Source organism: Agrobacterium sp. RC10-4-1, assembly GCF_014138475.1.
Lineage (GTDB): Bacteria > Pseudomonadota > Alphaproteobacteria > Rhizobiales > Rhizobiaceae > Agrobacterium > Agrobacterium pusense.
In genome coordinates this window covers 271698-297236 of record NZ_JACJIT010000004.1, presented here as the reverse complement: position 1 = coordinate 297236, position 25539 = coordinate 271698, and the positions used below count along the sequence as shown (strand labels likewise).

28 protein-coding genes and 1 riboswitch are annotated in these 25539 nt (G+C 58.5%); of the genes, 12 read left to right on the top strand and 16 right to left on the bottom strand.

What is annotated here, in order from left to right:
* Nucleotides 1-41: 41 nt before the first annotated feature.
* Nucleotides 42-1328, bottom strand: a complete 1287-nt coding sequence (locus tag FHW77_RS13080) for an MFS transporter (protein WP_004441829.1) — start codon at nt 1326-1328, stop codon at nt 42-44.
* A gap of 192 nt (nt 1329-1520) precedes the next feature.
* Between FHW77_RS13080 and FHW77_RS13075 the strand changes: the two genes are divergently transcribed.
* Nucleotides 1521-2024, top strand: coding sequence for a hypothetical protein (locus FHW77_RS13075; protein ID WP_004441826.1), 504 nt, complete (start codon nt 1521-1523; stop codon nt 2022-2024).
* A gap of 28 nt (nt 2025-2052) precedes the next feature.
* Here the strand turns inward: FHW77_RS13075 and FHW77_RS13070 are convergent, their stop codons facing one another.
* The 6 genes from FHW77_RS13070 to FHW77_RS13045 form a co-directional block, all read right to left on the bottom strand.
* Nucleotides 2053-2856 carry an endonuclease/exonuclease/phosphatase family protein gene (locus FHW77_RS13070; RefSeq protein WP_004441824.1) on the bottom strand — a complete coding sequence of 268 codons (804 nt, stop codon included), beginning with the start codon at nt 2854-2856 and terminating at the stop codon, nt 2053-2055.
* A 166-nt stretch (nt 2857-3022) separates the two neighbouring features.
* Nucleotides 3023-3580, bottom strand: a complete 558-nt coding sequence (locus FHW77_RS13065) for a fasciclin domain-containing protein (protein ID WP_034498907.1) — start codon at nt 3578-3580, stop codon at nt 3023-3025.
* 247 nt (nt 3581-3827) lie between these two features.
* A complete protein-coding gene (gcvP, locus tag FHW77_RS13060; RefSeq protein WP_004441820.1) occupies nt 3828-6692 on the bottom strand; it encodes an aminomethyl-transferring glycine dehydrogenase in 2865 nt (954 codons plus the stop codon).
* Nucleotides 6692-7054, bottom strand: a complete 363-nt coding sequence (gcvH, locus tag FHW77_RS13055) for a glycine cleavage system protein GcvH (protein ID WP_004441817.1) — start codon at nt 7052-7054, stop codon at nt 6692-6694. Before gcvH ends, gcvP begins: the two co-directional genes overlap by 1 nt.
* Nucleotides 7055-7081: 27 nt before the next feature.
* Nucleotides 7082-8221 carry a glycine cleavage system aminomethyltransferase GcvT gene (gene gcvT, locus FHW77_RS13050; RefSeq protein ID WP_004441816.1) on the bottom strand — a complete coding sequence of 380 codons (1140 nt, stop codon included), beginning with the start codon at nt 8219-8221 and terminating at the stop codon, nt 7082-7084.
* 150 nt (nt 8222-8371) lie between these two features.
* Nucleotides 8372-8459: riboswitch (glycine riboswitch) on the bottom strand.
* Between the two features lie 166 nt (nt 8460-8625).
* Nucleotides 8626-8811 carry a DUF3008 family protein gene (locus FHW77_RS13045; RefSeq protein ID WP_004441815.1) on the bottom strand — a complete coding sequence of 62 codons (186 nt, stop codon included), beginning with the start codon at nt 8809-8811 and terminating at the stop codon, nt 8626-8628.
* 171 nt (nt 8812-8982) lie between these two features.
* Between FHW77_RS13045 and FHW77_RS13040 the strand changes: the two genes are divergently transcribed.
* Both FHW77_RS13040 and FHW77_RS13035 read left to right on the top strand, forming a co-directional pair.
* Entirely contained in the window at nt 8983-9363 is a 381-nt protein-coding gene (locus FHW77_RS13040) for a hypothetical protein (RefSeq protein WP_004441813.1), read from the top strand.
* Between the two features lie 89 nt (nt 9364-9452).
* Nucleotides 9453-10427, top strand: coding sequence for a copper chaperone PCu(A)C domain-containing protein (locus FHW77_RS13035; RefSeq protein ID WP_004441811.1), 975 nt, complete (start codon nt 9453-9455; stop codon nt 10425-10427).
* 213 nt (nt 10428-10640) lie between these two features.
* Here FHW77_RS13035 and FHW77_RS13030 read toward each other — a convergent pair whose 3' ends face one another.
* Nucleotides 10641-10970 (bottom strand): hypothetical protein, encoded by a 330-nt coding sequence (locus FHW77_RS13030; RefSeq protein ID WP_004441809.1) that lies wholly within the window; start codon nt 10968-10970, stop codon nt 10641-10643.
* A gap of 200 nt (nt 10971-11170) precedes the next feature.
* Between FHW77_RS13030 and crcB the strand changes: the two genes are divergently transcribed.
* The 6 genes from crcB (at nt 11171) to FHW77_RS13000 (ending at nt 15256) form a co-directional block, all read left to right on the top strand.
* Nucleotides 11171-11545 (top strand): fluoride efflux transporter CrcB, encoded by a 375-nt coding sequence (crcB, locus tag FHW77_RS13025; protein ID WP_111813899.1) that lies wholly within the window; start codon nt 11171-11173, stop codon nt 11543-11545.
* A gap of 66 nt (nt 11546-11611) precedes the next feature.
* Complete coding sequence (locus FHW77_RS13020) at nt 11612-12601, top strand: RluA family pseudouridine synthase (protein WP_004441802.1); 990 nt, start codon at nt 11612-11614, stop codon at nt 12599-12601.
* Nucleotides 12602-12607: 6 nt separating this feature from the next.
* Nucleotides 12608-13273 carry an HAD family hydrolase gene (locus FHW77_RS13015; protein WP_004441798.1) on the top strand — a complete coding sequence of 222 codons (666 nt, stop codon included), beginning with the start codon at nt 12608-12610 and terminating at the stop codon, nt 13271-13273.
* 32 nt (nt 13274-13305) lie between these two features.
* Nucleotides 13306-14100: an ATP12 family chaperone protein gene (locus FHW77_RS13010; protein WP_004441795.1), complete on the top strand. Its 795-nt coding sequence runs from the start codon at nt 13306-13308 to the stop codon at nt 14098-14100.
* Between the two features lie 60 nt (nt 14101-14160).
* Nucleotides 14161-14649 (top strand): hypothetical protein, encoded by a 489-nt coding sequence (locus FHW77_RS13005; protein ID WP_004441793.1) that lies wholly within the window; start codon nt 14161-14163, stop codon nt 14647-14649.
* 217 nt (nt 14650-14866) lie between these two features.
* The gene (locus FHW77_RS13000) at nt 14867-15256 is read left to right on the top strand and encodes a RidA family protein (RefSeq protein ID WP_004441786.1); all 390 of its coding nucleotides are present in this window, start codon (nt 14867-14869) and stop codon (nt 15254-15256) included.
* Nucleotides 15257-15314: 58 nt separating this feature from the next.
* Here FHW77_RS13000 and fghA read toward each other — a convergent pair whose 3' ends face one another.
* The 3 genes from fghA to FHW77_RS12985 are packed head-to-tail and all read right to left on the bottom strand — an operon-like array spanning nt 15315 to nt 17317.
* Nucleotides 15315-16148, bottom strand: coding sequence for an S-formylglutathione hydrolase (fghA, locus tag FHW77_RS12995; protein ID WP_004441784.1), 834 nt, complete (start codon nt 16146-16148; stop codon nt 15315-15317).
* A gap of 28 nt (nt 16149-16176) precedes the next feature.
* Complete coding sequence (locus FHW77_RS12990; protein WP_004441782.1) at nt 16177-16836, bottom strand: DUF1345 domain-containing protein; 660 nt, start codon at nt 16834-16836, stop codon at nt 16177-16179.
* Nucleotides 16837-16861: 25 nt separating this feature from the next.
* The gene (locus FHW77_RS12985) at nt 16862-17317 is read right to left on the bottom strand and encodes a YaiI/YqxD family protein (RefSeq protein ID WP_004441780.1); all 456 of its coding nucleotides are present in this window, start codon (nt 17315-17317) and stop codon (nt 16862-16864) included.
* 162 nt (nt 17318-17479) lie between these two features.
* On the opposite strand from FHW77_RS12985, the gene FHW77_RS12980 reads away from it, so the two are divergent.
* Entirely contained in the window at nt 17480-17932 is a 453-nt protein-coding gene (locus FHW77_RS12980; protein ID WP_004441778.1) for a DUF5680 domain-containing protein, read from the top strand.
* Between the two features lie 49 nt (nt 17933-17981).
* Here FHW77_RS12980 and FHW77_RS12975 read toward each other — a convergent pair whose 3' ends face one another.
* Nucleotides 17982-18638 carry a peroxiredoxin gene (locus FHW77_RS12975; RefSeq protein ID WP_004441776.1) on the bottom strand — a complete coding sequence of 219 codons (657 nt, stop codon included), beginning with the start codon at nt 18636-18638 and terminating at the stop codon, nt 17982-17984.
* Between the two features lie 219 nt (nt 18639-18857).
* Between FHW77_RS12975 and FHW77_RS12970 the strand changes: the two genes are divergently transcribed.
* Nucleotides 18858-19505 (top strand): glutathione S-transferase family protein, encoded by a 648-nt coding sequence (locus FHW77_RS12970; protein WP_004441774.1) that lies wholly within the window; start codon nt 18858-18860, stop codon nt 19503-19505.
* A gap of 45 nt (nt 19506-19550) precedes the next feature.
* Here the strand turns inward: FHW77_RS12970 and FHW77_RS12965 are convergent, their stop codons facing one another.
* Nucleotides 19551-20180, bottom strand: a complete 630-nt coding sequence (locus FHW77_RS12965) for a DUF1062 domain-containing protein (protein WP_034498902.1) — start codon at nt 20178-20180, stop codon at nt 19551-19553.
* A 484-nt stretch (nt 20181-20664) separates the two neighbouring features.
* On the opposite strand from FHW77_RS12965, the gene FHW77_RS12960 reads away from it, so the two are divergent.
* Complete coding sequence (locus FHW77_RS12960; RefSeq protein WP_004441770.1) at nt 20665-21831, top strand: S41 family peptidase; 1167 nt, start codon at nt 20665-20667, stop codon at nt 21829-21831.
* Between the two features lie 288 nt (nt 21832-22119).
* Here FHW77_RS12960 and FHW77_RS12955 read toward each other — a convergent pair whose 3' ends face one another.
* The 3 genes from FHW77_RS12955 to FHW77_RS12945 are packed head-to-tail and all read right to left on the bottom strand — an operon-like array spanning nt 22120 to nt 25538.
* Entirely contained in the window at nt 22120-23901 is a 1782-nt protein-coding gene (locus tag FHW77_RS12955) for a chloride channel protein (protein WP_004441767.1), read from the bottom strand.
* A gap of 21 nt (nt 23902-23922) precedes the next feature.
* A complete protein-coding gene (locus FHW77_RS12950) occupies nt 23923-24753 on the bottom strand; it encodes an MBL fold metallo-hydrolase (protein WP_004441765.1) in 831 nt (276 codons plus the stop codon).
* 2 nt (nt 24754-24755) lie between these two features.
* Nucleotides 24756-25538: a TatD family hydrolase gene (locus FHW77_RS12945; protein ID WP_004441764.1), complete on the bottom strand. Its 783-nt coding sequence runs from the start codon at nt 25536-25538 to the stop codon at nt 24756-24758.
* Between the last annotated feature and the right edge of the window lies 1 nt (nt 25539).

Here is a 25539-nt window from a genome sequence, read left to right as displayed (position 1 = left end):
CATAAAAGGAGGCCAGATGGCCTCCTTTTATGTTTGCGCCGTTACTGCCTTCCTTGAGACAGGCCATCATTATTCTGTTTAGGCGCTATCTCGTTGCGATAGAGCAGGAAAAGCCCGATGGCGATTGCCGCAATGCCGCCGCCGACAAGGTGCGACAGTGAATAACCGCCCTTCGTCACCAGCCAACCTGCGACGACATTGCTGAATGACGCGCCGATGCCTTGAACCATCATGACGCTGGCAAGACCGACATTAAAGCGGCCCGTGCCCTTCAAAATTCTCTCCACCGCAACCGGCGTGACTATACCGAGCAGCCCCGCTCCGACACCGTCCAGAAACTGGACGGGGAAAATGACCCAGAAGTCCGTAAAGGCGGAAGCGAGAACGCCGCGGATCGGCAGTGCGACGAGCGCGATGATAAAGACGGTTGAGAGACCGAAACGTCGTATCAGCCAAGGGGCCATGGCGGCGACGAAAATCATTGCAAATTGCGCGACGCCGGTAATGATCGCAGTGGTGCGGAAGGGTGTCTGAAGTTCGATGGCGAAATCCTGCGCGATCAACCGGCCCATCGGCGCGTTGCCGAAGTGGAAGACGAGCAGGATGATGGCCAGAAAGATAAGTCCGCGTTCCTGCAGCAAGACCGCGATGCCGGATGGACCGGGTTCGCCCCTGTCTTCGCCAAGGCCGCGCGCCACCTTGTGGTCGATGCGTTCGGGGTCGATGGCCGCCGTCGCGACCAGAGCACCCGCAGCGGTCAGCAGCATCAGGCCGATGATGCCGTCCATGCCGAAGAAAGTGACGACGACATAAGTCGCGAAGAGCGATGCGAAATTGCCGCCGTGGTTCCAGAACTCGTTGCGCGAAATCTGATGGGAAAACAGGCGCTCGCCGACAAGGCCGAGCGTGAGGCCGGCAAGCGCCGGGCCGACCACGGCGCCGACGACGGCCGTCATGATCTGGCCGGTCCAGACGATCCAAACATCGGGAAAGATCAAGGTGATCAGCGCGCCGATGGTCACGAGGACGACGGGTATGGCAATCAGCGTCCTTTTCCACGTCGTTCCATCTACCAGGGCGCCACAAAGCGGCGTGGCGAGCAGACCCACAAGGCCGCCGACCGTGGCGATCATGCCCAGCGAGATCGAAGACCAGCCCCGTGTCGCCAGAAATGCATCCAGAAACGGCCCGAGACCGTCGCGGGCGTCGGCGAGAAAGAAATTCAGTGCAGCGAGGGCAAAAAGCGTGCGATCCGAGATGCCACCGCTATGCGGCAGGCCGCCGGAAGGAAGGCGGCCGTGTGGTGCCGCAACGCCTACAGTCGTCATGAAAATACTCCGAGAAATATGCAGGGAATCGAAAAATTGATCGAGGTTGGCGGAAACATCTGTGCCCGCATTTGGTTGCATTGGCACGACATCAGCAGGGATGTTCCGATATTTTTGCCCGTTGCGGGATTAGCTGGAGGAACGTTTAACGGCATTTGTGAGTTAGGCTTCGTGGAAAAACGGATAATCGCGATGAAGATCAAGGCTCTTGCAGTTTTATTTTCGGTCGGATTGCTCGCAACCCAGCCTGCTTACGCGGACGAGGGCGCATTTCTCTCCTCGCTGAAGGGCACGTGGGCGGGAAAGGGAACCGTAATTACCCGGATCGGCACACCGCCCATTAACGTCAGCTGCACGCTGAATTCCAACGCGGGATCATCGTCACTCAACATGTCCGGCACTTGCCGCGGTCTTCTGGTGGTAAGGCGCGCGATCGCAGCCGATCTCTCGGAGAAGGGCGGGCGCTATAGCGGCGCCTATACGGGCCCTTCTGGTCGGCCGTCCGCACTATCGGGCACAAGAAAAGGAAACGCCATCAATCTGACGGTGCGATGGAACCGCGATATCAACGGCGACCGCGTTGCCGCCATGACCATCGAAAAGGTCGGTGCCAACGGCTTGCGGCTGCGCACGACCGATAAGGACGGCAGGACCGGCAAGACGGTGGTGACGAGCGACATCCAGCTGGTGCGTTGAAGAGCTTACGGATAGCATCTCCAGTTCTTCAGCTGAATTCAAGCAGCAACGGGCAATGATCCGAGACTTCGGGCTGCCTAACGACGTCGAAATGATCAACTTTCACAGCCGGATTGACAAGCAGGTAGTCGGCATATCTGTTCTGCTTGGCGTAATGTGAGGTTCTGGTATCTGTGAAACCGCGGGTCGTGACGAGCTCGACAAGATTGAGTTCATTCAACACGGTAAAGGTTTCGCTGTCGGGCAGGACATTAAAATCACCGCAAACGATCACCCGGTCGCCATTCTCGGCAATGTTCTTGACGAGGTTCACAAGTCGTTTTGCCTGCGCCAAGCGGGCGGCGGTATCGTGTTTGCCGTCGAGGTCGCGTAGCCCATGCATATGGGCAATGACAGCCGGCTGTCCGGTGGCAAAGTCGAAAACCCTGATGGCATGGCCGGTGCGTGACCGTGGATGATCGCCATATCCGTCCGCAGAAAAGGTCCCATGGACGAAGCCCTGTGCCTGGGCAACGATGGTGATGGACTTGCGAACGAATGTGGCCAGTCCCCATTGGGAAAAGTATCTAGTCGTACCGTGCCAGAGATCACCCTGTGCCGCGGGGCAGAATATCGCTACATGATCCGGCAGGGCATCGGCGACATCGCGGAGGAAATTCGCTCTCTGCGGAAGCTCGATGCCGTGATCACGATAGGTCAACCAATCCTCTTGGGCAGCGGGCGTATGCACCACTTCCTGCAGGCACAAGATATCCGGGTCGGACAGGGAGATATAAGGTACGAGTTCGTCGTGGAGCTTTCCGCCCCAACCGTTCAGGCAGATAAGGCGCATGCACACTCCATCGCTTGATTGTGTGATCCGATTTAGCATGGAAGCGATGAAGATCAATCACACCCCGTTCCTTTTCACGGCCGGGATTACGCCCACCTGAATGAGGAAGGCCCGAATTGCTTCGGGCCTTAGTCGTTCGAGCCCAGATTGGCGCTGCGGCGCTGCCTTACATTTTCGGCAGCAGCACCTTGTCTATGACATGTATGACGCCGTTGGATTGTTTAACATCAGCGATGGTGACATGGGCGACCGTGCCATTCTCATCGGTAAGTGTGATTTTTCCCATGCTTTCTTTTGCCTTGAGTACGCAGCCGCCGACCGTCTTCACGTCGTGCTCGCCCTTGTCATCCTTGATCATTTTTTCGATGGCGGATGACAGTGCATTGGCTGCAACGACGTGGCAGGTGAGAACCTTGACCAGCTTCTGCTTGTTCTCTGGCTTCAGAAGATCGTCGACCGCGCCTTTCGGAAGGGCCGCGAAAGCCTCGTCGGTGGGTGCAAAAACCGTAAACGGTCCTTTGCCCTGAAGTGTTTCCACAAGTCCGGCGGCCTTTACCGCGGCGACGAGGGTCGTGTGGTCTTTCGAGTTCACCGCATTTTCAACGATGTTCTTGTCCTCGAACATCGCCGCGCCGCCCACCTTGGGGTTTGCGGCATAGGCCGAAACCGTGCCGATGGAAAGAGCTGCAGCCAACGTCAGGGCGCGAACGGAAAGCTTGTACATCATTATTCCTCCTTGTGACATCCAAGGCCCCGAAAGGTGGCTCTTCCAGCGGCCGCTATCGGTTATCCGTAGCGACACAAGAGACGGAAGCCGGTCTCGCAAAGTTTCAGGCGAGCCGGAAAAAAGGATAAATGGCTGATTTAAAACATGGTCCCAGCGCGCGGAAGCCGGGGGTTCGTCCTGCGACGGGACGGAAAACGAAAAAGCCCGGATCGCTCCGGGCTTTCTGGCTCGAACGAAGGACAGCTTATTCGGCCGCCTCGGCATAGGCCTCCATCGGCGGGCAGGTGCAGATGAGGTTGCGGTCGCCATAGACATTGTCGATGCGGTTGACCGGCGACCAGTATTTGTCGATGCGGAATGCGCCGGGCGGGAAGCATCCCTTTTCGCGGCTATAAGGACGGTCCCATTCGCCGACGAGGTCCTCGACCGTATGGGGCGCGTTCTTGAGCGGATTGTTCGTCTTGTCCGCGCGGCCTTCCTCAATGTCGCGGGCTTCCTCGCGGATGGCCAGCATGGCATCACAGAACCGGTCGAGTTCCGCCTTGGTCTCGGATTCCGTCGGCTCGATCATCAGCGTGCCGGCAACCGGCCAGCTCATGGTCGGCGCGTGGAAACCGCAGTCGATCAGGCGCTTGGCCACGTCATCGACAGTCACGCCACAGCTGTCTGCCAGCGGGCGGGTGTCGATAATGCATTCATGTGCCACGCGTCCCGTTTCGGATTTGTAGAGCACGTCATAAGCACCCTTCAGCCGCTCGGCGATGTAGTTGGCGTTGAGGATCGCAACCTTGGTTGCCTGCGTCAGCCCTTCGCCGCCCATCATCAGGCAGTAGCTCCAGGAAATGGGCAGGATGGACGGCGAACCGAACGGGGCGGCAGACACCGCACCCTCGCGGCCATCGGTCGCCGGATGGCCGGGCAGGTAAGGGGCAAGATGCGCCTTGACGCCGATCGGCCCCATGCCCGGACCACCGCCACCGTGCGGAATGCAGAAGGTCTTGTGCAGGTTAAGGTGCGAAACGTCGGAGCCGATATCGCCGGGACGGGCAAGGCCCACCATGGCGTTCATGTTCGCGCCATCAAGATACACCTGACCGCCATGCTTATGGGTGATCTCGCAAATTTCGCGAACCGTCTCCTCGAACACGCCGTGAGTGGACGGATAGGTGATCATGCAGCATGAGAGGTTTTCGGCGTACTGCTCTGCTTTTGCACGGAAATCATCAATATCGATATCACCGTTATCACGCACTTTCACCGGCACCACCTTCATGCCCACCATCTGCGCCGAGGCAGGATTGGTGCCATGCGCCGAGGTCGGAATGAGGCAGACATCACGGTGTGTCCCGCCATTGGCGAGGTGATAATTGCGGATGGTCAAAAGCCCGGCATACTCGCCTTGCGCACCGGAATTCGGCTGCATGGAGAAGGCGTCGTAACCTGTGACCGAGCACAGCTTTTCGGAGAGATCGTCGATCATCTCCTTGTAACCGAGTGCCTGATTGGCCGGTACGAAGGGATGGATGTCGGAAAATTCCGGCCAGGTGATCGGCAGCATCTCTGCCGTCGCATTGAGTTTCATGGTGCAGGAACCGAGCGGGATCATCGAGCGGTCGAGCGCCAGATCGCGGTCCGAAAGACGGCGGATGTAGCGCGTCATCTCGCTTTCGGCACGGTTCATGTGGAAGATCGGATGCGTCATGTACTGGCTGGTACGCAGCAGCTCCTTCGGCAGGCGATAGTCCGGCGTGAAATCCGAGACCGAGAAATTGCCGCCGAAAGCGCGCCAGACGGCTTCCAGCGTTGCCGGGCGCGTACGCTCGTCAAGGCTCATGCCGATCTTGGTGGCGCCGACCTTGCGCAGATTCACCCCTTCCGCGACGGCCGAACGCAGGATAACGCCCTGCATATGGCCGACTTCGACGGTGATCGTGTCGAAGAAGGTCTCCGGCTCGATGGTGTAACCGAGCTTTTCCAGTCCCTTGGCCATCAGCACGGCCTTCTGGTGGGTCTGCTGGGCAATCGCCTTGATGCCCTGCGGGCCATGGAAGACGCCGTACATCGAAGCCATGACTGCCAGCAGCACCTGCGCCGTGCAGATGTTGGAGGTGGCCTTCTCACGGCGAATATGCTGCTCGCGGGTCTGCAGCGACAGGCGATAGGCGCGGTTGCCGCGCGCATCGACCGAGACGCCGACGAGACGGCCCGGCATGGAGCGCTTATGCGCATCCTTGACGGCCATGTAAGCGGCATGCGGACCGCCGTAGCCGACCGGAACGCCAAAGCGCTGCGAGGTGCCGATGGCGATGTCAGCGCCCATTTCGCCGGGAGATTTCAGCAGCGTCAGGGCCAGAAGATCGGCGGCGACGGCGGCAATCGCGCCCGTCTGATGCAAGCGGGAAATCAGGCCGGAGAAATCGCTGAGATGTCCGTGCGTGCCGGGATACTGGAAGATCGCGCCAAACACGTCGACCGGATCGAGATCGGTGAAGGGGTTGCCGACAATCACCTTCCAGCCGAGCGGGGCCGCACGGGTCTCGATCAGCGCGATGGTCTGCGGATGGCAATTGGCATCCACGAAGAAGGCGGTCGCCTTGGATTTCGCGACGCGCTGGCACATGGCCATGGCTTCGGCGGCCGCAGTCGCTTCATCGAGCAGCGAGGCGTTGGCGACGTCAAGGCCGGTCAGATCGCAGACCATGGTCTGGTAGTTCAGCAGCGCCTCAAGACGGCCCTGGCTGATTTCCGGCTGGTATGGCGTATAGGCCGTGTACCAGGCCGGGTTTTCCAGAATGTTGCGCTGGATGACCGGCGGCGTGATGGTGCCGTAATAGCCCTGACCTATCAGCGAGGTCAGGACCTGGTTCTTGTTTGCCGTCTCGCGAAGACGATCCAGCGCCTCACGTTCGGTCAAGGCCGCACCCCAGGTGAGAGGCACTTTTTGACGGATGGAGGAGGGAACGGTGGCGTCGATGAGCGCGTCGAGGCTCTTATAGCCGACGACCTTCAGCATCTCGGCCATTTCCGACGGCGACGGCCCGATGTGACGCCGGTTGGCGAAATCATAGGGCTGATAGTCGGTGAAATGGAATTCGGTGGGCGTCGTCATTACGCGATCAGCTCCTTGTAGGCTGCCTCGTCGAGCAGCGTATCGGCATCAGCAACGTTGGAAAGCTTGAGCTTGAAGAACCAGCCGGCGCCTTGAGGATCGGAATTGACCAGCGAGGGGTCGTCGACGATGGCCTGGTTGATCTCGACCACTTCGCCATCCAGCGGACAATAGACATCGGAAGCCGCCTTGACGGATTCAACGGTTGCGGCTTCTCCATCCTTGGAGAAGGTGGCACCCACTTCCGGCAATTCGACGAAAACGAGATCGCCGAGCTGTTCAGCGGCGTGGCTGGTAATGCCAACGGTGGCGACATCGCCTTCGAACTTCAGCCATTCGTGTTCTGCAGTAAATTTCAGCATCGTGTTCTCTCCGGAGATGGGATGAAATTATCGTTTGTAGGTGGGCTTTATGAAGGGCAGGGCGGCGACGGTGACGGGCAGATATTTGCCGCGCACTTCCGCGAAGATCGCCGTGCCGGGAGCGGCGTAAGAAACAGGCACGTAACCCATGGCGACGGGGCCTTCGACCGAAGGACCGAAACCGCCCGAGGTCACTTCGCCGATTTCCGTCTTGCCTTCAGCATCCGCGAAAAGCTTCGAGTGGCCACGCACCGGTGCCTTGCCCTCGGGCTTCAGGCCGACGCGGCGGCGCGATGTGCCGTCCTTCAGTTCACCAAGAATGCGTTCCGCGCCCGGGAAACCGCCTTCGCGATCACCGCCGGCGCGGCGCGCCTTCTGGATCGCCCATTCCAGCGATGCTTCGATGGGGGAGGTCGTGGTGTCGATGTCATTACCGTAAAGGCAAAGGCCTGCTTCCAGCCGCAGACTGTCACGCGCGCCAAGTCCGATGGCTTCGCAATCGGGATGTTCGAGCAAGGCCCTGGCGATCTCTTCTGCCTTGTCTGCCGGCACGGAAATTTCAAAGCCGTCTTCACCGGAGTAACCGGAGCGGGAGACGATGCAGGCAACATCGTGCAGCGGCACCTCCTGCACGTCCATGAATTTCATCTCGGAAACGCCCGTCCAGAGTTCGGCCAGTACCTCCTCGGCGCGGGGGCCCTGCAGCGCGATCAAGGCGCGGTCCTCGAGAAGGGTGATTTCGCAGCTGTCTGAAAGATGCGCCTTCATATGGGCGACGTCGGCATCCTTGCAGGCCGCGTTGACGACGACAAAAAGGTGATCGCCGCGATTGGTGATCATCAGATCATCAAGAATGCAGCCCTTTTCGTCGGTGAAGAAACCGTAGCGCTGGCGGCCTTCCTTGAGGCCGAGAATATCCACCGGCACCAGCTTTTCCAGTGCCTGTGCGGCATCGGCGTTGTTGCCGGACTTTGCCTTCACAATCACCTGACCCATATGGGAGACGTCAAAGAGACCGGCTGAGGTGCGGGTTTGAAGATGCTCCTTCAAAACGCCGGCCGGATATTGCACGGGCATGTCGTAACCGGCGAATGGCACCATGCGGGCGCCAAGCGATAGGTGCAGGGAATGAAGCGGCGTGGTTTTCAGCGCGGCGGTATCGTCCAAGGACGCCTCCAGGGTTGCGCGAGCAATCGCGCGGGCTCAGGTCGTGGCGCAGATGCGCCGGTTCAAGAGCCCCCTCTGTCCTTGTCGCCTGAGATTGTTATCCCTTCGGCGAGCCGTCCTTATGAAAGGTGGCTTCTCTCCAGAGTTCCGTCGTCATCGCTGGTCCTTTTGCCTGAGAGTTTCCGGGGCGGTTGCTCCTTCGGCACCGCATTGAAGCGGTTTCTCCCAACGATGATGCGACGCTCATTATCTTCGAAGACCCGCTATTGGCAAGGACCAAATGACGCATCTGAACAGATTCTTGCTCCATCTGCGCCATCATCCCTCATCTCTTTCGCAACGACGTTTTGATATTGTCGTTCCGTCATCATTCCAACGAATGGAATGGCGGTGGAAAGACGCCGTCATTCCGATTTTTTTGCCGGCAGACCCTTGCGTTTCGTTGAGGCAAAATCCTCAAGTTCCTTTTCTGTCATGGACTTCTCCATGCTTTTTGAAGCACCTTTTAAACTGGATCTCTTCGTTTCGCCCCTTTTGGCGGCGAGTGCTGCACCCGCGGCTTTCTGCTGGGCTTTCGATTTGGCAGGCATGTCATGTCTCCCTTGAACGATCCGTGTTGCAGGAAAATGCCGCCTTGCGGCGATTGTTCCTCATACACGTCAAGCCTGCGGCAAAATTCCCCTTTGAAATCGAAGGGAAGCGCGATATCGCATGAGATCATGGGCGCACATCGAAAAAGACGGCTGACAGGGATCGAGAAAATGCTTCGCATTTTCTGTGCAACCCTGATGCTGTCGCTCGGTTTTGCCCACAGGCCGGCGCTTGCCGCAGCCCCCGCAGTCGCGCTCGATGAGAGCTACCGGCTGCCTGATGGCACCTTTGCGGAGATCTGCCTCGGCCATGGCAGCGGGGTGAATGCCTCGCATGCCAAGGAGGGGCCCGCCCATTCGGGCGACGCGATCCTGTTTTGCGAGGCCTGCCTGCTGGCCTCGTCCATTCTTCTGCCGGTCCCCGACAAGGAAAGCTGGCTGAAGACCGAATTTGCCTGGCTTGAGAACCGCCCGTCCACCGATTGGCGTTTCCATCCCGTCCCGACGATCCGCAAACCGGTCGCACGCGGCCCGCCAGCCTTGTCCGCCTGATTTTTCATCTTACAGGATCATCGCCGCCGAACCGGTGGCAAGAAACGGCTGCTTGAACCCGAAGGGCTGGCAGTCGCAGGGACAGACAAATGAAAACCACCAAGATCATCACATCGACCCTTTTTATCGCCGCGGTTTCCACCGCGCAGGCTTTTGCCCACGCCACCTTCGTTGACGGCTCGGCCGAACAGGAAAGCACTGTCGTCGCCGCGCTTCAGGTGCCGCATGGCTGCGAAGGCGGGCTTGCCACGACGGAAGTGCAGATCAAGCTGCCGGAGGGCTTCATTTCCGCCAAGCCGCAGCCGAAGGCCGGCTGGGAGCTGGAGGTCATCAAAGGCGATTACCAGAAGGCCTATAAAAATCACGGCAAGGAGATCAAAAGTGGGCCCGTCGAAATTCGCTGGAAGGGCGGCAATCTGCCGGACGAATTCTACGATACCTTTGCCGTGCAGGGGAAGGTTTCCGGCGTCGAGGTGGGGCAGGAACTACCCTTCAAGGTGACACAGCTTTGCGGCGACAAGGGCAAGGTTTCCTGGGATGAAGTGGCTGCAGCTGGTGTCGATCCCCACTCGCTGAAAAATCCCGCGCCGACCATCAAGGTCACCGCCAAAGCCCATGCGGGCGGCCACGATCACGCGGGTATGAGCATGGATATGGATATCGTGAAGGCTGGCAATCTCGAAGTGTCTGGCGGCGCGACGAAGGCCATGTTGCCGGGCCAGCCCGTCGGTGGCGGTTATGTGACGATCAAGAATGGCGGCGATAGCGACGACAAGCTGATCGGTGTCGAATCGTCTGCCGCCGGACGCGCTGAAATCCATGAAATGGCCATGGTCAATGACGTGATGAAGATGCGCAAGCTGGACGAGGGCATCGTCATCCCCGCCGGTCAGACCGTGGAATTGAAACCCGGCGGCCTGCACATGATGTTCTTCGACGTGAAGAAGCCCTTTGCCGAAGGAGACAAAGTGCCGGTAACGCTGATCTTCGAAAAAGCCGGGAAGGTCGACGTCATACTGTCTGCGGGAGCTGCCAAGGGCGGCGGCGACCATCAACATAATTGACCAATAGAAAAGCGGCTACCGGAACGCGTGACAGGTCCGGTAGCCGCAAGATTTCTCATTTGTCCGGTCTATTGTTTCGGCGCCGCGGCGGAAAAGGGATGACGCTCGCTTTTGGTGATTTCCGGAAGCCGGGTGTAGATATCTAGAAACTCAACCTGACACCAAGCTGAATGCCACTCCCGCAACGACAGGATTGACCTCTAACAAGCGACATCAGGATGTCTGTCTATCATCCTGATTCAAAAGAATATCATCTGCTTTTTTGGGGAGGTTGTTTTCCTCGTATGCCTCCACGGCCTGCTCAAGCGTCGCCTGCGGTTCCTGATGCTGGCTGGCGACGGTCAGGAAATAGAGGGTGAGGGCTGGTGGCTTGATGACAGTCATCATGCCGCGAAGCTGGAAGTCGTCGCTGTTCTCGGCCTTGCGCGCGAGTTCGTGAATGGCCTCTTCGACCTCGCTCCGGCGCGGCACGCGCTGTGACGGTTTTACAGCCTCCAGCGCATAGGCTGCCGTGTTCGCAGAAACGGAAAGAACCTGTGTCATCCAACCTCCGGCCATCGTTGCCGACCTTCAAAAACCGCAGGTTAGCATCTGCGTGTTGTTGGAAGGCTAAATCGCGGAGGCGCAATTTAATCGTATTTTAACAGCTGGCAGTGCCCGGCCAAGGGTTTCGCAGGCGGTTTACGTGGTCTAGAAATCTAAGCGGACCGTGAGGTCCGGCCGTTCCCTCCGGAGATAAATGCATGATCAATATAGTCCTCGTCGCAGCGGGCGGCGCCATCGGTTCCGTCTTCCGTTATCTGGTCGGCGTCTGGAGCGTCCGGCTGGCGGGGGTGAATTTCCCCTGGGGAACGCTTACGGTCAACGTGGTGGGTTCTTTCCTGATCGGTCTCCTGGTGGAGCTCGTGGCGCGACGTCTGAATGCCTCGATGGAAATGCGTCTTTTTCTCGTGACCGGCGTGCTCGGCGGTTTCACGACGTTTTCATCTTTTTCGCTCGATGCTGTCTCGCTTTATGAACGCGCGCTCGGCCTTTCTGCCGTTTACGTTCTTGCGAGCCTTTCGGTTTCCATCGCTGCGGTTTTCGCCGGGCTGGCCTTGGGCCGCAACTTGTTCTAAAGGCTTGATCCAAACGGCGCGCCGAAGAAACGGCTGCGCGATTAGGACAGAGAGACTGGAAAATTTATGGCAGGTATCGAGCATATCAAGGTCGAGGCCGACGAGGCCGGTATGCGCCTCGATCGCTGGTTCAAGATTCACTATCCGGGGCTTGGGTTCGGGCAGTTGCAGAAGCTGCTGCGATCCGGCCAGGTGCGTGTGGATGGCGGCCGGGTGAAGACGGACGCGCGGTTGCAGCCGGGACAGATGGTGCGCGTGCCGCCGGTCGATTCCGATATGAAGACCAAGAGCGGTCCGATCGGCTCGAAGGACCTCAAACATTCCGCCGATGGCGAGCTGTTGGCACGAATGCTGCTGCATGAAGACGACAAGGTGTTCGTTTTCAATAAGCCTGCTGGCATCGCCGTTCAGGGCGGCTCGGGGGTTACCCGGCATATTGACGGCTTGCTGGAAGCCTGGACCAACCAGAAGGGCGAAAAGCCGCGTCTCGTGCACCGGCTGGATCGTGATACGTCGGGTGTGCTGGTGGTTGCCCGTACCAGAGGTGCCGCGCAAAAACTGACCGCCGCCTTCCGCGAACGCGACACCAAGAAAACCTATTGGGCGCTCGTCAAAGGCGTGCCGCGCAAGCACCAGGACAAGATTTCCACCTGGCTGGTCAAGGAACAGACGATCGACGGAGACCGCATGCGCATCGCCAAGCATGGCGAGGAGGGCGCCGATCACGCCGTGTCCTATTACCGCGTCATCGATACCGCCGCGCAGAACCTCGCCTGGCTGGAAATGGAGCCCTATACCGGCCGCACCCATCAGCTTCGCGTGCACGCGCTGCATATGGGGCACCCGATCATCGGCGATCCCAAATATTACATCGACGATCCAAACTGGGATTTTCCCGGCGGCATCCAGAAGCGCCTGCATCTGCATGCGCGCCATATCGACATTCCGCATCCGAATGGCGGCCGGCTTCGGGTCAGCGCACCCCTGCCGCCGCATATGGTACAGACCTGGAACCTGCTCGGTCTCGACGTGGCCGATGGCGATAGGGAAGACTGACGGCAGATGAAACTGGTTCTTTTCGATTGCGACGGAACGCTGGTGGACAGCGCGGGCCTGATCCATGCGGTCATGGCCGATACGTTCGCCGATTTCGGCAAGCCGCGCCCCGATATCTCCGAAACCAAGGCGATCATCGGTCTGACGCTGGATATCGCCATCGCCCGCATGCTCGGCAAGGCGCATGTTGATGACGAGGTTCAGGCGATGACCCAGCGTTATAAGGAAATCTACCATCCGATCCGTGCACGTCCGGGCATGATCGAGCCGCTTTTCGAGGGCATTGCCCCTCTGATCGACACCCTTTCAAGGCGGGATGACGTGCTGATCGGTGCGGTGACGGGCAAGGGGAGGCGCGGGCTGACCCACATTCTCGAAACCCATGGATTTGCCAGGCACTTCATTGTCTCGCGCACGGCGGATGATTGCCCTTCCAAGCCGCATCCGGCCATGGTGATGGAATGCTGCCATGAAACCGGCATGGTTCCGGCCGATACTGTCGTTATCGGCGACGCGGTCTATGATATGCAGATGGCAAAAGCTGCGGGCGCAAAAGCGATCGGCGTCGCCTGGGGTTATGCGTCCGTCGACGAACTCTGGACGGCGGGTGCCGATGCGGTCGTCAGCCACCCGCGTGAAATCCCGGTCTATGTTCCGACCGATAATCCCTAATTATCCTTTCTACCGACCGATGAGGATGTGCCATGCGTGATCTCCTGAACGACCTTTCGGAAGGCCTGAGCCACCCCGATCCGATCTTGCGCGCGCAGATCCAGATGCAGAAACCGCTGCCCAAGCGGTTCTACAAGGATGTGACGGTCGGCGAGGCGGCGGAGGAAGGCTTCACCATCCTTCTCGACGGTAAGCCGTTGCGCACCCCCGCCAAGAAGCCTTTGGTCGTGCCGTCGAGGTCGCTCGCGGAATTGCTTCGCGATGAATGGGACGCCCAGACCGAGGTCGTCAATCCGGTTGTCATGCCGGTGTCGCGCCACGTGAACACGGCCATCGACGGCGTCGCCAATGATACGCAGGCGGTTTTCGAAGATATATTGCGGTTTTCCTCCTCCGATCTCCTCTGCTACCGCGCTGGTGAACCGGAAGCGTTGGTCGCGCGCCAGACGGACCATTGGGATCCCGTGCTCGACTGGGCGGCCAATGTACTTGGCGCGCGCTTCATTCTGGTGGAGGGAGTCATGCATCGCGACCAGCCGCGGGAGGCCATCGCCGCCTTTGCAGTGACGCTGAAAAAATACGATACACCGATCGCGCTCGCGGCACTCCACACCATGACGTCGCTGACAGGGTCTGCCATTCTGGCGCTGGCGCTGGCGGAAGGAGAGCTGACGCTTGAGGAAGCCTGGGCGCTTGCCCATCTGGATGAAGACTGGACTGCGGAACAATGGGGTGAGGATGAGGAGGCGCTGGATCGCCGGGCCGTCCGTCTCATCGACATGCGTGCCGCGGTCAATGTTCTGGAGTCTCTGACGAGCGCATCTTAACGCTTTTCTAACCCTGATCGACGATCATCAGGCTACCTCACGTAAGGGGAGCCACAGATCATGACAACCACGCTGAAACGCCTTGGCATCATTGTGCTGGCGTGTTTCATGCTCATGTCTTTCAGGCTTGAACCGGAAGCGACCAATGCCGATCGGCTGCTTTACGACGTGCGCGGCGCGTTTGTTGCAGCACGACCGGATGTGGCGCCGGCGCTGATGCAGTCCATTCATGCGCAGGTTCAGAATGCGATCAAGACCACAGCACGGGGAGAGACCCGACCGCGCGTGGTGCTGACCATCCGCCTTGCATCCGTCACACGCGGTCCCTTCCTTTTCGGTGAAAAGGCCTCCGCCAAGGTCATCGTGCGGGCCGCCGCCGTGGCCACGGGCGAGGTGATCGCCGAAGCCAAATTCACCGCCACCGTCGTAAGCTTCGATGACGAGGCTTTAGAGCAGGAGCTTGCTTATGGCGTTGCCGAGCGGGTGATCCGCGAATTCAGATTGAACCGGCCGGGTCCGACCACGCTGGCGACGGCGCTGTTTCCATAGATTGGACCAAAGGCGTGAGCGGGACTGCGGCAGTCATCCGCGCGCCATCGCCGGAAACCATCTTCTGCTTTGACAAAGTGCGTCTCGATATTCACATACGTCACGTATCTCAATTGACATGCGTCGTGTAGGTTACTATCTCACATACGCAACGTATGTGAATTGGGCGTCCGGAGTTTTTCTTCCGACGCCACTCAGCCAAAAAGAGAGATGCAAGATGAGCAAACGCGAGGCAATTTTTCCCGCAGACCGGCACGCGCTTTACGAACAGCACGGTTACTCCGCGGCAATTCGGTCGGGTGACCTTCTTTTCGTTTCCGGCCAGGTCGGCAGCCGTGCCGACGGAACGCCCGAACCCGACTTTGAGCGTCAGGTTCGGCTTGCTTTCGAAAATCTCGCGGCCACGCTCAAGGCCGCGGGATGCACGTTCGACGATATTGTCGACGTGACGACGTTCCATACCGACCCGCAGAACCAGTTCGGGACGATCATGGCCGTTAAGCAGGAGATTTTCAGCAAACAGCCTTATCCGAACTGGACCGCCGTCGGCGTCAACTGGCTTGCGGGCTTCGATTTCGAGATCAAGGTGATCGCCCGCATCCCGTAAGGTGCGGTCGGCCTAAAGGGGCGGCGTTCGCAGGCGCCGCCCGCTTTGTGTTTGCGGCTTATCCGAGCCGTTCGGCATGCCATTTCAGATGATCGTCCATGAAGGTGGAGATGAAATAATAGGAGTGATCGTAGCGGTCGTGCAGGCGCAGCGTCAGGCCGATATCCGTGCCTTTGACCGCCTCTTCGAACAGCCATGGCCGCAGGCCCTTTTCCAGGAAACTATCGGCCTTGCCCTGATCGATCAGGAATTCGGGAAAGCGCGCACCGTCCTCCACCAGTGAGCAGGCGTCGTATTGACGCCATGCTGCCCGGTCCGGTCCCAGATATTTTTCCAGCGCCGGTTCCGACCAGTCAGCGGAGGAGGGAGCCACGATCGGCGCGAAAGCGGAGCAGCTTTTGAACCGTTCGGGGTTTTTCAGGGCGATGGTCATCGCGCCGTGGCCGCCCATGGAGTGGCCGAAAATGCCCTGACGGCTCATATCGGCGCGGAAATGCTGGCCGACCAGTGCAGGCAACTCCTCCGTCACGTAGCTGTACATCCGGTAGTGCTCCGACCAGGGTTCCTCGGTCGCGTCGAGATAAAATCCCGCGCCTTTGCCCATCTGCCAGTTGGTCAGTTCATCCGGTACGTCATTGCCGCGCGGACTGGTGTCGGGGCACACGACGATAAGACCAAGTTCGGAAGCCATGCGGCGATATTCGCCCTTCTCCATGACATTGGCGTGGGTGCAGGTGAGGCCGGAGAGATACCACAGTACGGGGCATGGCTCGTGGATTGCCTTCGGCGGTACGTAAACCGCAAAGGTCATCTCGCATTTCAGGGTCTCGGATACATGGGAAAATACGCCCTGCATGCCACCAAAGGCCGTATTTTGCGAAATAATGTTCATGAAGCCATTCCTTTGAAAAAATCCCGGTTCAACCGGCAAGCGAGACTGCGGCATTGACGGCTGCCGCTACCAGAACCGTGTTGAAGAAGAAAGAGACGATGGAGTGCAGCAACGTGACCTTGCGCATGGCGGTCGTGGTCACACCCACGTCCGAGGTCTGCGCCGTCATGCCGATCACCACGGCGAAATAGAGAAAGTCGTAACCGCAGGGCTCTTTGGTCGCGGGGAAGTCCATGCCGCCGCGATGCTGGCGCTTGCCGTCGACCGTGTGCGGACGCCAGTAAAGATGCGCGTAGTGCAGGGCCGTCATGGTGTGGATGGTCAACCAGCCGAAAATCACCGAGGCGAAAGCGATGACCAGCGTCCAGACGGTTTCACCAGTATGGTTTAGCGCCTGAAAAAGGGACACCACGGCGACGGTCACTGCCAGCAGCGTCACGGCGATGATGGCAATTGCGGGGAGATCGTCGCTGTCGGCATGGGCTTTCAGATGCTGCGCCGTCAATTTGGAAAGACGAAAGGCAACCAGCGTCAGATAGGTCAGGAAGAAAGAAACTGCCGCGATTTCTATTGCCACGGAAGGCGCGAGAGCCAATGCAATACCGAGGCCGGAAGCCCCGACAAGAACGGCGATGAAAAAAGGTTGATGGCGGCGATAGGTATTGCTGTTGGAACTGGCCGGGGTCATGGGCTGGGCCTTTCTGCTTGCGGCATCACTTTTTGACACGGCGGCAAAAACGGTCAAGCGTCTCCAGAAAAGCGGATCGATCGCGTGGCGAAAAAGCGGCATTATAGCCCTTGCTTTCACCGGTTTCGCGCAGATGTGCACCAAGGTCTCGCATCGCCGTTGCCATGCCGATATTCGACTGGTCGAAAACGCGGCCCGTCGGACCCGTCACCAGTGCGCCTTTGGCAACACAGCGCCCGGCCAGCGGCACATCGGCGGTAACGACGATATCGTTCTCGCCGGCATGATCGGCAATCCAGTCGTCCGCCGCGTCGAAACCGGCGGAAACAATGACATTTCTGACCATGGGGTCGCGGGACGGGCGCAGACCCGAATTGGCAACAAATGTTACCTCCAGCCCATGCCGCTCCGCGACCCTGAGGATTTCCGGCTTCACTGGACAGGCATCGGCATCGACGTAGATTTGCGGATTTTGCTGCATGGACACTCTTTTGGATCGTTCTGCCACGCTTCTAAGCGCAAATGCTGCGATTACCAAGCCCGCGATTGGTAAATCGCGGGCGAGGCAAGGGCAGGGCGTGGCGCTTGCGAAGGATCCGGAAATGAATTATGTTCCCCTTATGTTCTTTCCCAAGAGGGTTTCATGCTGGAAGAGTTCATAGTGAGGGCCAAGTCCGCCACATATGTTGGCGGGGGCAACAAATCCGCCACGCCCACTCGCACGGGATCGCATGATCTCGGCTATCGCGACGGGGACTGGCACTATATCGACAGCTATTTCGGCGGAACCGATTTCATCGGTCAAGAGGTCGTCTGGCACCAGGGGACAGCCATGTGGGCGATGAATTATCACGGCCGCATCCTCCGGCCCGATATGATCGACGCCACAACGGCCGGCATGGTCATTCAACGTTCGCTTTCCACGCTCTATCGGGAAGGGCGGTTTCTGGGCGGCTTCACGCACCCGGTGGAGAATTTGGTCTATGTCGACACGAATGCAGGCGAATTCCAGTCGTTCACCGGCGTCGAGCGCATTTATCTCGGACATTTCGAGGCGTACCGGCTCGACTATCATGGCGGGATCATAAAGCCATGAGAATTGCGATGATGGGGCGATGATGTTCGCCGCCCCATCAGGCTTCAAATCAGCCCGGCTGCTTCGTCTTGCGCAGATAGGGAAGAACCGTGTCATAGGAACCAAAACGCGCAATCGCATCCTCATTGGAGACGGCGGCGGTAATGATGACGTCTTCGCCTTGCTTCCAGTTGGCTGGCGTCGCCACCTGGTGTTTCGAGGTCAGCTGGATGGAATCGATGGCGCGGAGAATTTCCTCGAAGTTGCGGCCGGTGGTCATGGGGTAGGTGAGGACCAGCTTGATCTTCTTGTCAGGACCGATGACGAAGACCGAGCGTACGGTGGCGTTATCGGCCGGTGTGCGGCCTTCCGAGCTGTCGCCGGCGCCGGCCGGCAGCATGTCGTAAAGCTTCGCGACCTTCAGGTCCTTGTCGCCGATCAGTGGATAATCGACATTGAAGCCAGTGGCGGCGCGGATGTCGTTCTTCCATTTTTCATGGCTTTCGACGGGATCGACCGAGATACCGATGATCTTCACACCGCGCTTTTCGAATTCCGGCTGCAGGCCGCCCATGGCGCCGAGTTCGGTGGTGCAGACCGGCGTAAAATTCTTCGGATGCGAAAACAGGACCGCCCAGCCATCGCCAATCCAGTCGTGAAAGCTTATCGGACCATGGGTGGTCTCGGCGGTGAAGTCGGGCGCTATATCGTTGATACGCAGGCTCATCTGGTGCTTTCTCCCTAATCATTTGAACTGAAAACTGATGGTGCGGCAATCCGTCTCCAGCGCAGGAGCTTAGAGTTTTTGCGTGAAATGGCCAGCCCTTTAGCGTGTGCCGACAACACGATGCGTTGTTTTCGCTCATTCCGGCGCCTATTGTGACACAACGCCAGGTAACAGAATTGCGGGGGGCAATTTTGCATGGGGGAGTGATGGAGAACAGCAATGACAATCACCATTACCGCCTTTGAACGCTCGCCCGATGGCGGCAAGGGTCTTGCCCGCGACATGCGTGTCCGCTGGGCACTGGAGGAAGTGGGGCAACCGTACGAGGTTCGCCTTCTTTCCTTCAAGGCGATGCGGGAGCAAGGGCATCTTGCACTTCAGCCCTTCGGGCAGATCCCGACCTATGAGGAGGGCGATCTCGTCCTGTTCGAATCCGGTGCGATAATATTCCACATAGCCGAGCGCCACGCCGGCCTGTTGCCGCGGGAAGCGAACGCGCGGGCGCGCGCGATCATGTGGATGTTTGCGGCGCTCAGCACCGTGGAACCGCCGATAGTCGAGCATTTTGTCGCCGGTTTTGTCGAAAGGGACAAGAGCTGGCATCGTGAACGCCTGGAGATCGTCGATGAACGTATTCGCAAGCGACTTGGCGAACTGTCCCAGCGACTGGGTGAGGGCGAGTGGCTCGACGGCGCGTTCAGCGCCGGCGACCTGTTGATGATATCGGTGCTGCAACGGATAAAAAGCTCGGGCATTCTCGATGAATATGCGAACCTTGCAGCCTATGTGGCGAGAGGCGAGGCGCGTCCCGGCTATCGACGCGCATTTGCCGATCAGCTGGCGGTTTTCAAAGCCGCATCGAACTGATTGGTGCACATCGCGAGGGCCCGAACTTCAGGCCCTCGCTGTGCGCTAGCACTCCGCCGTGACAGATTTCCACAAACATACCGGATCGAGGCCATCGCACCGCTCGATCACGATCCGCGTGCCGTTTTTCACCTGGCGTCGCCATGGATCGGAGGCGTCGCCGTGCGTGCGAATCCGGCCGCCGCGCTGAAGCCTTTGTAGAAGCGACCGCGAGAGCCCGAGCTCAGACGCCAGCAGGCGGTCGAGGCGTATACCGGTCTGGAACGGAACGATGAGATCAATTTCCGCCACGGCCCAATCGGGAGGTTCATCCCGTATCTGTTTCACGATATCGAATTCGGGAAACTCGTCGACGCGCGGCGATCTGCGTCTCAACGCCTCGAGATTGAACGTTTCCAACCTTATCCATTGCGGGTCATTGTTCTGCAGCGCCTCGAGAACAGAAGGGCTGATGTCGCGAATAGTCCGCCGCTCAAAGATCGGCCGGTTCCAGCTCCTGTCGCATATCCGGCATCTGTATATGAGCCAGGCATCCAGCTTGCGGCCATTGGCATTGAGGCGGATCTTGCCGCTCGGCTGAAATGGCCTCGCTTCTCCGCATCCGCTGCAGGCAATCCAGGGCTGCGGCGCGGTTCTGGGTGTAACGGTCCACTGGACCCGAAATATATTGCACATAGTCGGTTGGTCTTCCATTCGGAAGTCCACCAAGATGGTGCAGGAGAAAACCCATGCGGGAACGGCGTGGCGGTGTTCTGGAGTGGTGAAGAGCTGAAACAGCAAAGCTGCGCAGGGCACATTGTAACAATGCCAGACCGGTCTCTTGCCACCACCCGATGAACATGATCATGCGGCCAATAGCCGGTGGCTATCCGCACAGGGTGAAACTGGATTGAGACCGGTATTTACTTAGGCAAAGTCTACCTCGATGCGCCAATGCTCTTCGCTACGAAGCAATAACAGATAAACGGCGGCAGATGGAGTCCCTCATAGAAAAGACGACCAAGTTTTCATCTTTGGACTATTTATAATAAATACAATGGCTTGTCGGCTAATATTAAACTCATAGCAGAAATGCATTTTACGGGGAGAGGGGAAGGTCTGGCTCAAGCCCAATCTGGACATCGACAGAGAGCTGTGCGCATCGTGGATCATGTCGCTGATGCAAGACCTCGAGAAAATTCTGGACACTGTCCTGCCAATCGATCCCAGCTTTCGGCGCATCGAACCGGCGATGATAGACCGCTGCATTTATGATACCCGACGATACGCTTTGGAGGGCTCCAAAGAGGCCTTTCTGTTTTCCGCGATGCGCCTGCTTGCGCTTCCCGACAATGGACACACACGGTTGATCCCGAACGATTCCATTTCGGTGCTCCCGCTGAGGTTTGTAAGCGTTGGAACGGGGGTGCAGTTAACTGACACGGCACTGGAAACAACTGTCCCAAGAGGGGAGCTGATAGCAGTCAACGGCATACCCCTTGGTCAGATTGAAGCCGCCGCAGGGAAATTTCTGGCGGGAACGCGCCAGCGGAAACGGGTGATCGGACCGATTCTCCTCGCATGGCCATATGCATTGGCTCATCTCGGGTTTTCTTCAAAAGAGAGTAGCACTGAATATCGCCTGAAAGGCGAGAATGCGCAGATCACCGACCTGAAAGTGGAGAACCGGCTTACCGTTCCGGCATCGATGCTCTACCCGAGAAACGAGCATGGCAAGGCTGACCCGGCCTGGAAACCTCGGGCATTTGTGGAGATTGAGGACCGGCAGGAGTTTGGGCTTTCAATATTATTGCCGAGTTTCTTCGACCCAAGCGAAAGTGCGCTGCCGAAAGCCATCGCCGCTGCAGCGGAGCGCGTGAGAACCTGCGGGAACAACAAACTCTTGATTGATGTTCGCGGAAACACCGGTGGCGATTTTCTTCAAACTATGCCCTTGATCGACGCCATCTCTGAAAACGCAGGCAGGCAGGTTGTTGTGCTTGTCGATAAGTGCACGTTTTCTGCAGCGACAGTATTTGTGGCCATTCTCAAACATCGTCTGGGACGCAGGCTCAAGCTCGTCGGGGAAGAAATGGGCGACGGCCTGACGTTTTTTGCTGAGGGAGGGTTGCTCGATTTGCCGACCAGTGGAGCGGTCGTTCGATACTCATCAGCCTTTCAGGACTGGGAGAACGGAACCAGCGACGAAACCACACCGGCTGAGATCGCACAGCAAATGGTTCCTGCAGGAAAACTGCATCTCGATTTGGAATGGATCGAAGGGCCTGCCGCTGAGGTTTCACAAGAAGCGTTCCATCAGCGAGTTTTAAAGGTTCTGTGTGATTAGACGAGGGGCCATTTATGCCAGCGAGCGATCTGGCTTCTCTCATCCATGCCGGTATTGGGACAGGCGTGTTTCACTGAATGTGCCTTGCAGGAGACAACCCATAGGAACATTTACAGGTTGACGTCATTCTCGAACCCGCCAGCGCGCATACAATAATCGCATAAGATAGATTATGGAACTTTTTGTGCTGAATTACCGGGAATGCCGTAAGCTGTCAGATCGCAGCGCCGTTGCCCTCATCATTGAAAAGCGCCGCTTGTCGCATTGAAAGATCCATATCTAGGTCGATCATAACTCTCCTGATGCCTCTCGGCGTCGCAGATCGAGCTCTTCACTGTAGCGTCTCAGCGTGTGACTTTCGGTAAGCAGGCCAACGGGACGATTTTCGATCTTGTCGTTGACGACGACGAGTGCTTCGCTTTCCGCCGCGTCAAAGGCTGCCGCCGCTTGCCGTGCATTCATGGTCGGCAGCAATACGTCGTTCTTGTAGTGCAGATAGGTCTCGAGGCTGATCTTGCTTGGGTCGCGATCCATCGGATCGGCATAGATTTCCGGCACGAGAACGATCCCGGCATAACGCCCGTCATCGTGGGTCATGATGACCCGCTGCGTTGAACCGAGCGGGAACTTCTCCTTGAAGGCCGGAAGCCCCATGCTGACATTGGCCTTGCGGATGTCAGCGCGCATCATCTTGCCCACCGTCAGGTCGCGGATCCAGCCGATGTCATGGGCGCTGCGAATGCTCTCACCGCGCAGGTGAAAACGCCAGGTGGCGAAGGAGTAGCCGAATGTGGTGCGCACCACCAGCGATGTGGTGATGACGGCGGCAAGCACCAGCGCCGTAATCTGGAAGTCGCCGGTTAGTTCCAGCGCCAGAAATGTCATTGTCAGCGGACCACCGATGATGGCGGCGGCAAAGGCGCTCATGCCGATCACGGCGTAGACGATCGGCGCTGTCGAGCCATAGCCGATATAGGGCGCGCAGAGGGCGAAAATCTTGCCGAGCAGCGATCCCATGAACAGCGAGGCGAAAAACAGGCCGCCGCGGAAATTCGAACCTATCGAGATCGCGCTGGCCGCCGCCTTCAACAGGAACAATCCTGCAAGCCCGTAGATCGTCAGGTCGGCATCGATGTTGAGATGCAAGGCTCCATGGCCGCTCGAGAGAACCTGCGGTGAAATCAACGCCAGCCCACCGACAACGATGCCGCCAAGCGTAGGACGCAGCCAGCCAGGAATAGCGCTTTTGCGCGCCGTCTCCTCAATGAAGGACACCGCCTGCATGAGCACGATACCGATTGCCGCGCACACAACCCCAAGGAAAATAGCCGGCACGTAATCGGCGGGCGTCACGCGGCTGGCATCGACGATATCGATGGAAAGGCCATGGCCGCCAATCAGGCCGATAACGGTTGTCGCCACCAGCGCCGAAACGATCAGCGGGGCGAGCGTGACGACTGTATAGGTGCCGATGATGAGTTCGATGGCGTAAAATGCGCCAGTCAGAGGCGCGTTGAAGGCGGCCGCGATGGCGCCCGCGGCGCCGCAGCCAACGAGGATGCGCATGTCCCCTCGCCTCAGTTTCAGCTTGATGCCGATCTTCGATGCGACGCCGCTGGCAATCTGCGTGTAGCCCGCCTCAAGCCCGACAGATGCGCCAAAACCGTTGGAAACGATGTTCTGCACGCAGACAATGATGCTGTCCGTGAGCGACAGGCGGCCACCATGCAGCGCATTTGCCTCGATGGGGTCGACCATCGGCTTTTTGCGGGTTTTGGAGAGGATGAAGATGATCAGCCCAAGCAGGACACCGCCCATGATCGGCCCCACCAGCACGATCTGTCCGGAAAGATCGCTGCTGCTCAGACGTTCGACGCCAAAGACGAGCACATGCAATGCCGTGCTCAAAGCGCCGATCAACGCCACCAGCAGGCCGGCTGCGATGCCGATGAGCACGGCAAGCGCGACGAGGCCGAGTTCGCCGCGTCGAAACATGGCGCGCAGGCGGCTGGCGCGCAGATTGTCGAAGAAGCTCGCCATACTCGGTGCACGGAAAGGCTTAGTCGACATGCTGTTCCTTTTCAGGCGGCGTCAGGCGGCTTCGAGATCGATCTCAATTTCGAAACGCATCTGATCATAAGCCGGTTCAACATGATCAGGCGTTTCATGCATCACCGTCTCATAATCGAGCGGAATATGCATGTGGGTCAAGATCGCCCTTTTGGGTGCCAGTGTTTCGATCCAGCCGAGCGCCTGTTCGAGTGATAGATGGCTGGGGTGGTAGCGATATTGCAGGGCGTCGATGATGAGCACCTCAAGTCCGGCGAGTTTCGGCAGGCTTTCGGCCGGAAAATCGCTGACATCGGTGCAATAGGCCACATCACCAATGCGGAAACCCAAAGAATGGACGTCCCCATGCTGTTGCATATGCACCCCAAAGGCGATTGGTCCTCCTGCTCCATCAATAACAACCGGCTCGTTGATATCGGCAATCAGATAAGGCCGGACAATCGGTGGATAATTGCTGCCCGCCGGCGTCTCGAGACAATAGGCAAAACCATCGCGGATGCGCGCCATGGTAATGGGATCGGCATAGATCGGGACGCGGCTTTTCTGGAGTGCGAAATAGATGCGCAGATCGTCAATGCCATGCAGATGGTCGGCATGAGCATGGGTGTAGAGAACGGCATCGATAGCTTCCACCTTCGCGGCGATCATCTGCTCGCGAAAATCAGGACCAGTATCGATCACAACGGTCGTTTTGCCGCCATCAGGACCGATCTGTTCCACCATGAAGGCCGCACGAGTGCGCCGGTTCTTCGGATTATCGGGGTCGCAGGCGCCCCAGTCGCCGTTAATGCGCGGCACGCCGGGTGACGAGGCGCATCCGAGAACCGTGAAGCGGCGACGGTAGATTGCCACGCCTACACCCTTGTCATCTTGGAAAAGCAGCGGAAGGCGTTTTCGGTGGTGATCTCGGCCATCCGCTCGAAGGAGATGCCACGCACCTCGGCCAGAACCTCCGCGGTATTGACGACGTAGGAAGGCTCGTTGCGTTTGCCACGCCAGCGCTTCGGCGCAAGATAGGGTGCGTCCGTTTCTACAAGCAGCCGGTCAAGAGGCACGGTTGCAGCGATATCGCGAATATCCTGCGACTTTGGGAAGGTCAGAATGCCCGAGAAAGACACATATCCGCCAAGCTCGACACCCGTTTTTGCGAGCTCGGGACCAGCGGAAAAGCAGTGCAGAATGAACGGAAATGCGCCCTTCCCGCTTTCGGAGCGCAGGATGGCGGCCATGTCATCATCGGCACTGCGGCTGTGAATGACAAGCGGCAGCTTCGTTCGTCTCGCCGCCTCGATATGGCGAAGAAGGCCGGTCTTCTGGTCTTCGGGCTTCTGCGTGTCGTAGAAGTAATCCAGACCCGCCTCTCCGATCGCTATGATCTTCTCATGACTTTCGGCAAGCTGCACCAGCTCATCGGCGGAGATATCCAGTTCCTCATCGGCATTGTTCGGATGGGTGCCGACCGAGCAAAAGACTGACGGATATTTTTCCGTGATCTTCAACAGCTCCGGCAGACGACGCACCCGGGTCGAGATCGTCACCATCTGGCTCACGCCGGAGGCATGCGCGCGAGCGATGATGTCCTCGCGCTCCGCCTCAAAATCAGGAAAATCCAGATGGCAATGGGTATCGATCAGCATC

Excerpts from the sequence above, each read along its gene's own strand:
- FHW77_RS13080 (WP_004441829.1), bottom strand. The coding sequence starts at position 1,328 with ATGACGACTGTAGGCGTTGCGGCACCACACGGCCGCCTTCCTTCCGGC.
- FHW77_RS13075 (WP_004441826.1), top strand. The coding sequence starts at position 1,521 with ATGAAGATCAAGGCTCTTGCAGTTTTATTTTCGGTCGGATTGCTCGCA.
- FHW77_RS13070 (WP_004441824.1), bottom strand. The coding sequence starts at position 2,856 with ATGCGCCTTATCTGCCTGAACGGTTGGGGCGGAAAGCTCCACGACGAA.
- FHW77_RS13065 (WP_034498907.1), bottom strand. The coding sequence starts at position 3,580 with ATGTACAAGCTTTCCGTTCGCGCCCTGACGTTGGCTGCAGCTCTTTCC.
- gcvP (WP_004441820.1), bottom strand. The coding sequence starts at position 6,692 with ATGACGACGCCCACCGAATTCCATTTCACCGACTATCAGCCCTATGAT.
- gcvH (WP_004441817.1), bottom strand. The coding sequence starts at position 7,054 with ATGCTGAAATTTACTGCAGAACACGAATGGCTGAAGTTCGAAGGCGAT.
- FHW77_RS13045 (WP_004441815.1), bottom strand. The coding sequence starts at position 8,811 with ATGCCTGCCAAATCGAAAGCCCAGCAGAAAGCCGCGGGTGCAGCACTC.
- FHW77_RS13040 (WP_004441813.1), top strand. The coding sequence starts at position 8,983 with ATGCTTCGCATTTTCTGTGCAACCCTGATGCTGTCGCTCGGTTTTGCC.
- FHW77_RS13035 (WP_004441811.1), top strand. The coding sequence starts at position 9,453 with ATGAAAACCACCAAGATCATCACATCGACCCTTTTTATCGCCGCGGTT.
- FHW77_RS13030 (WP_004441809.1), bottom strand. The coding sequence starts at position 10,970 with ATGACACAGGTTCTTTCCGTTTCTGCGAACACGGCAGCCTATGCGCTG.
- crcB (WP_111813899.1), top strand. The coding sequence starts at position 11,171 with ATGATCAATATAGTCCTCGTCGCAGCGGGCGGCGCCATCGGTTCCGTC.
- FHW77_RS13020 (WP_004441802.1), top strand. The coding sequence starts at position 11,612 with ATGGCAGGTATCGAGCATATCAAGGTCGAGGCCGACGAGGCCGGTATG.
- FHW77_RS13015 (WP_004441798.1), top strand. The coding sequence starts at position 12,608 with ATGAAACTGGTTCTTTTCGATTGCGACGGAACGCTGGTGGACAGCGCG.
- FHW77_RS13010 (WP_004441795.1), top strand. The coding sequence starts at position 13,306 with ATGCGTGATCTCCTGAACGACCTTTCGGAAGGCCTGAGCCACCCCGAT.
- FHW77_RS13005 (WP_004441793.1), top strand. The coding sequence starts at position 14,161 with ATGACAACCACGCTGAAACGCCTTGGCATCATTGTGCTGGCGTGTTTC.
- FHW77_RS13000 (WP_004441786.1), top strand. The coding sequence starts at position 14,867 with ATGAGCAAACGCGAGGCAATTTTTCCCGCAGACCGGCACGCGCTTTAC.
- fghA (WP_004441784.1), bottom strand. The coding sequence starts at position 16,148 with ATGAACATTATTTCGCAAAATACGGCCTTTGGTGGCATGCAGGGCGTA.
- FHW77_RS12990 (WP_004441782.1), bottom strand. The coding sequence starts at position 16,836 with ATGACCCCGGCCAGTTCCAACAGCAATACCTATCGCCGCCATCAACCT.
- FHW77_RS12985 (WP_004441780.1), bottom strand. The coding sequence starts at position 17,317 with ATGCAGCAAAATCCGCAAATCTACGTCGATGCCGATGCCTGTCCAGTG.
- FHW77_RS12980 (WP_004441778.1), top strand. The coding sequence starts at position 17,480 with ATGCTGGAAGAGTTCATAGTGAGGGCCAAGTCCGCCACATATGTTGGC.
- FHW77_RS12975 (WP_004441776.1), bottom strand. The coding sequence starts at position 18,638 with ATGAGCCTGCGTATCAACGATATAGCGCCCGACTTCACCGCCGAGACC.
- FHW77_RS12970 (WP_004441774.1), top strand. The coding sequence starts at position 18,858 with ATGACAATCACCATTACCGCCTTTGAACGCTCGCCCGATGGCGGCAAG.
- FHW77_RS12965 (WP_034498902.1), bottom strand. The coding sequence starts at position 20,180 with ATGTGCAATATATTTCGGGTCCAGTGGACCGTTACACCCAGAACCGCG.
- FHW77_RS12960 (WP_004441770.1), top strand. The coding sequence starts at position 20,665 with ATGCAAGACCTCGAGAAAATTCTGGACACTGTCCTGCCAATCGATCCC.
- FHW77_RS12955 (WP_004441767.1), bottom strand. The coding sequence starts at position 23,901 with ATGTCGACTAAGCCTTTCCGTGCACCGAGTATGGCGAGCTTCTTCGAC.
- FHW77_RS12945 (WP_004441764.1), bottom strand. The coding sequence starts at position 25,538 with ATGCTGATCGATACCCATTGCCATCTGGATTTTCCTGATTTTGAGGCG.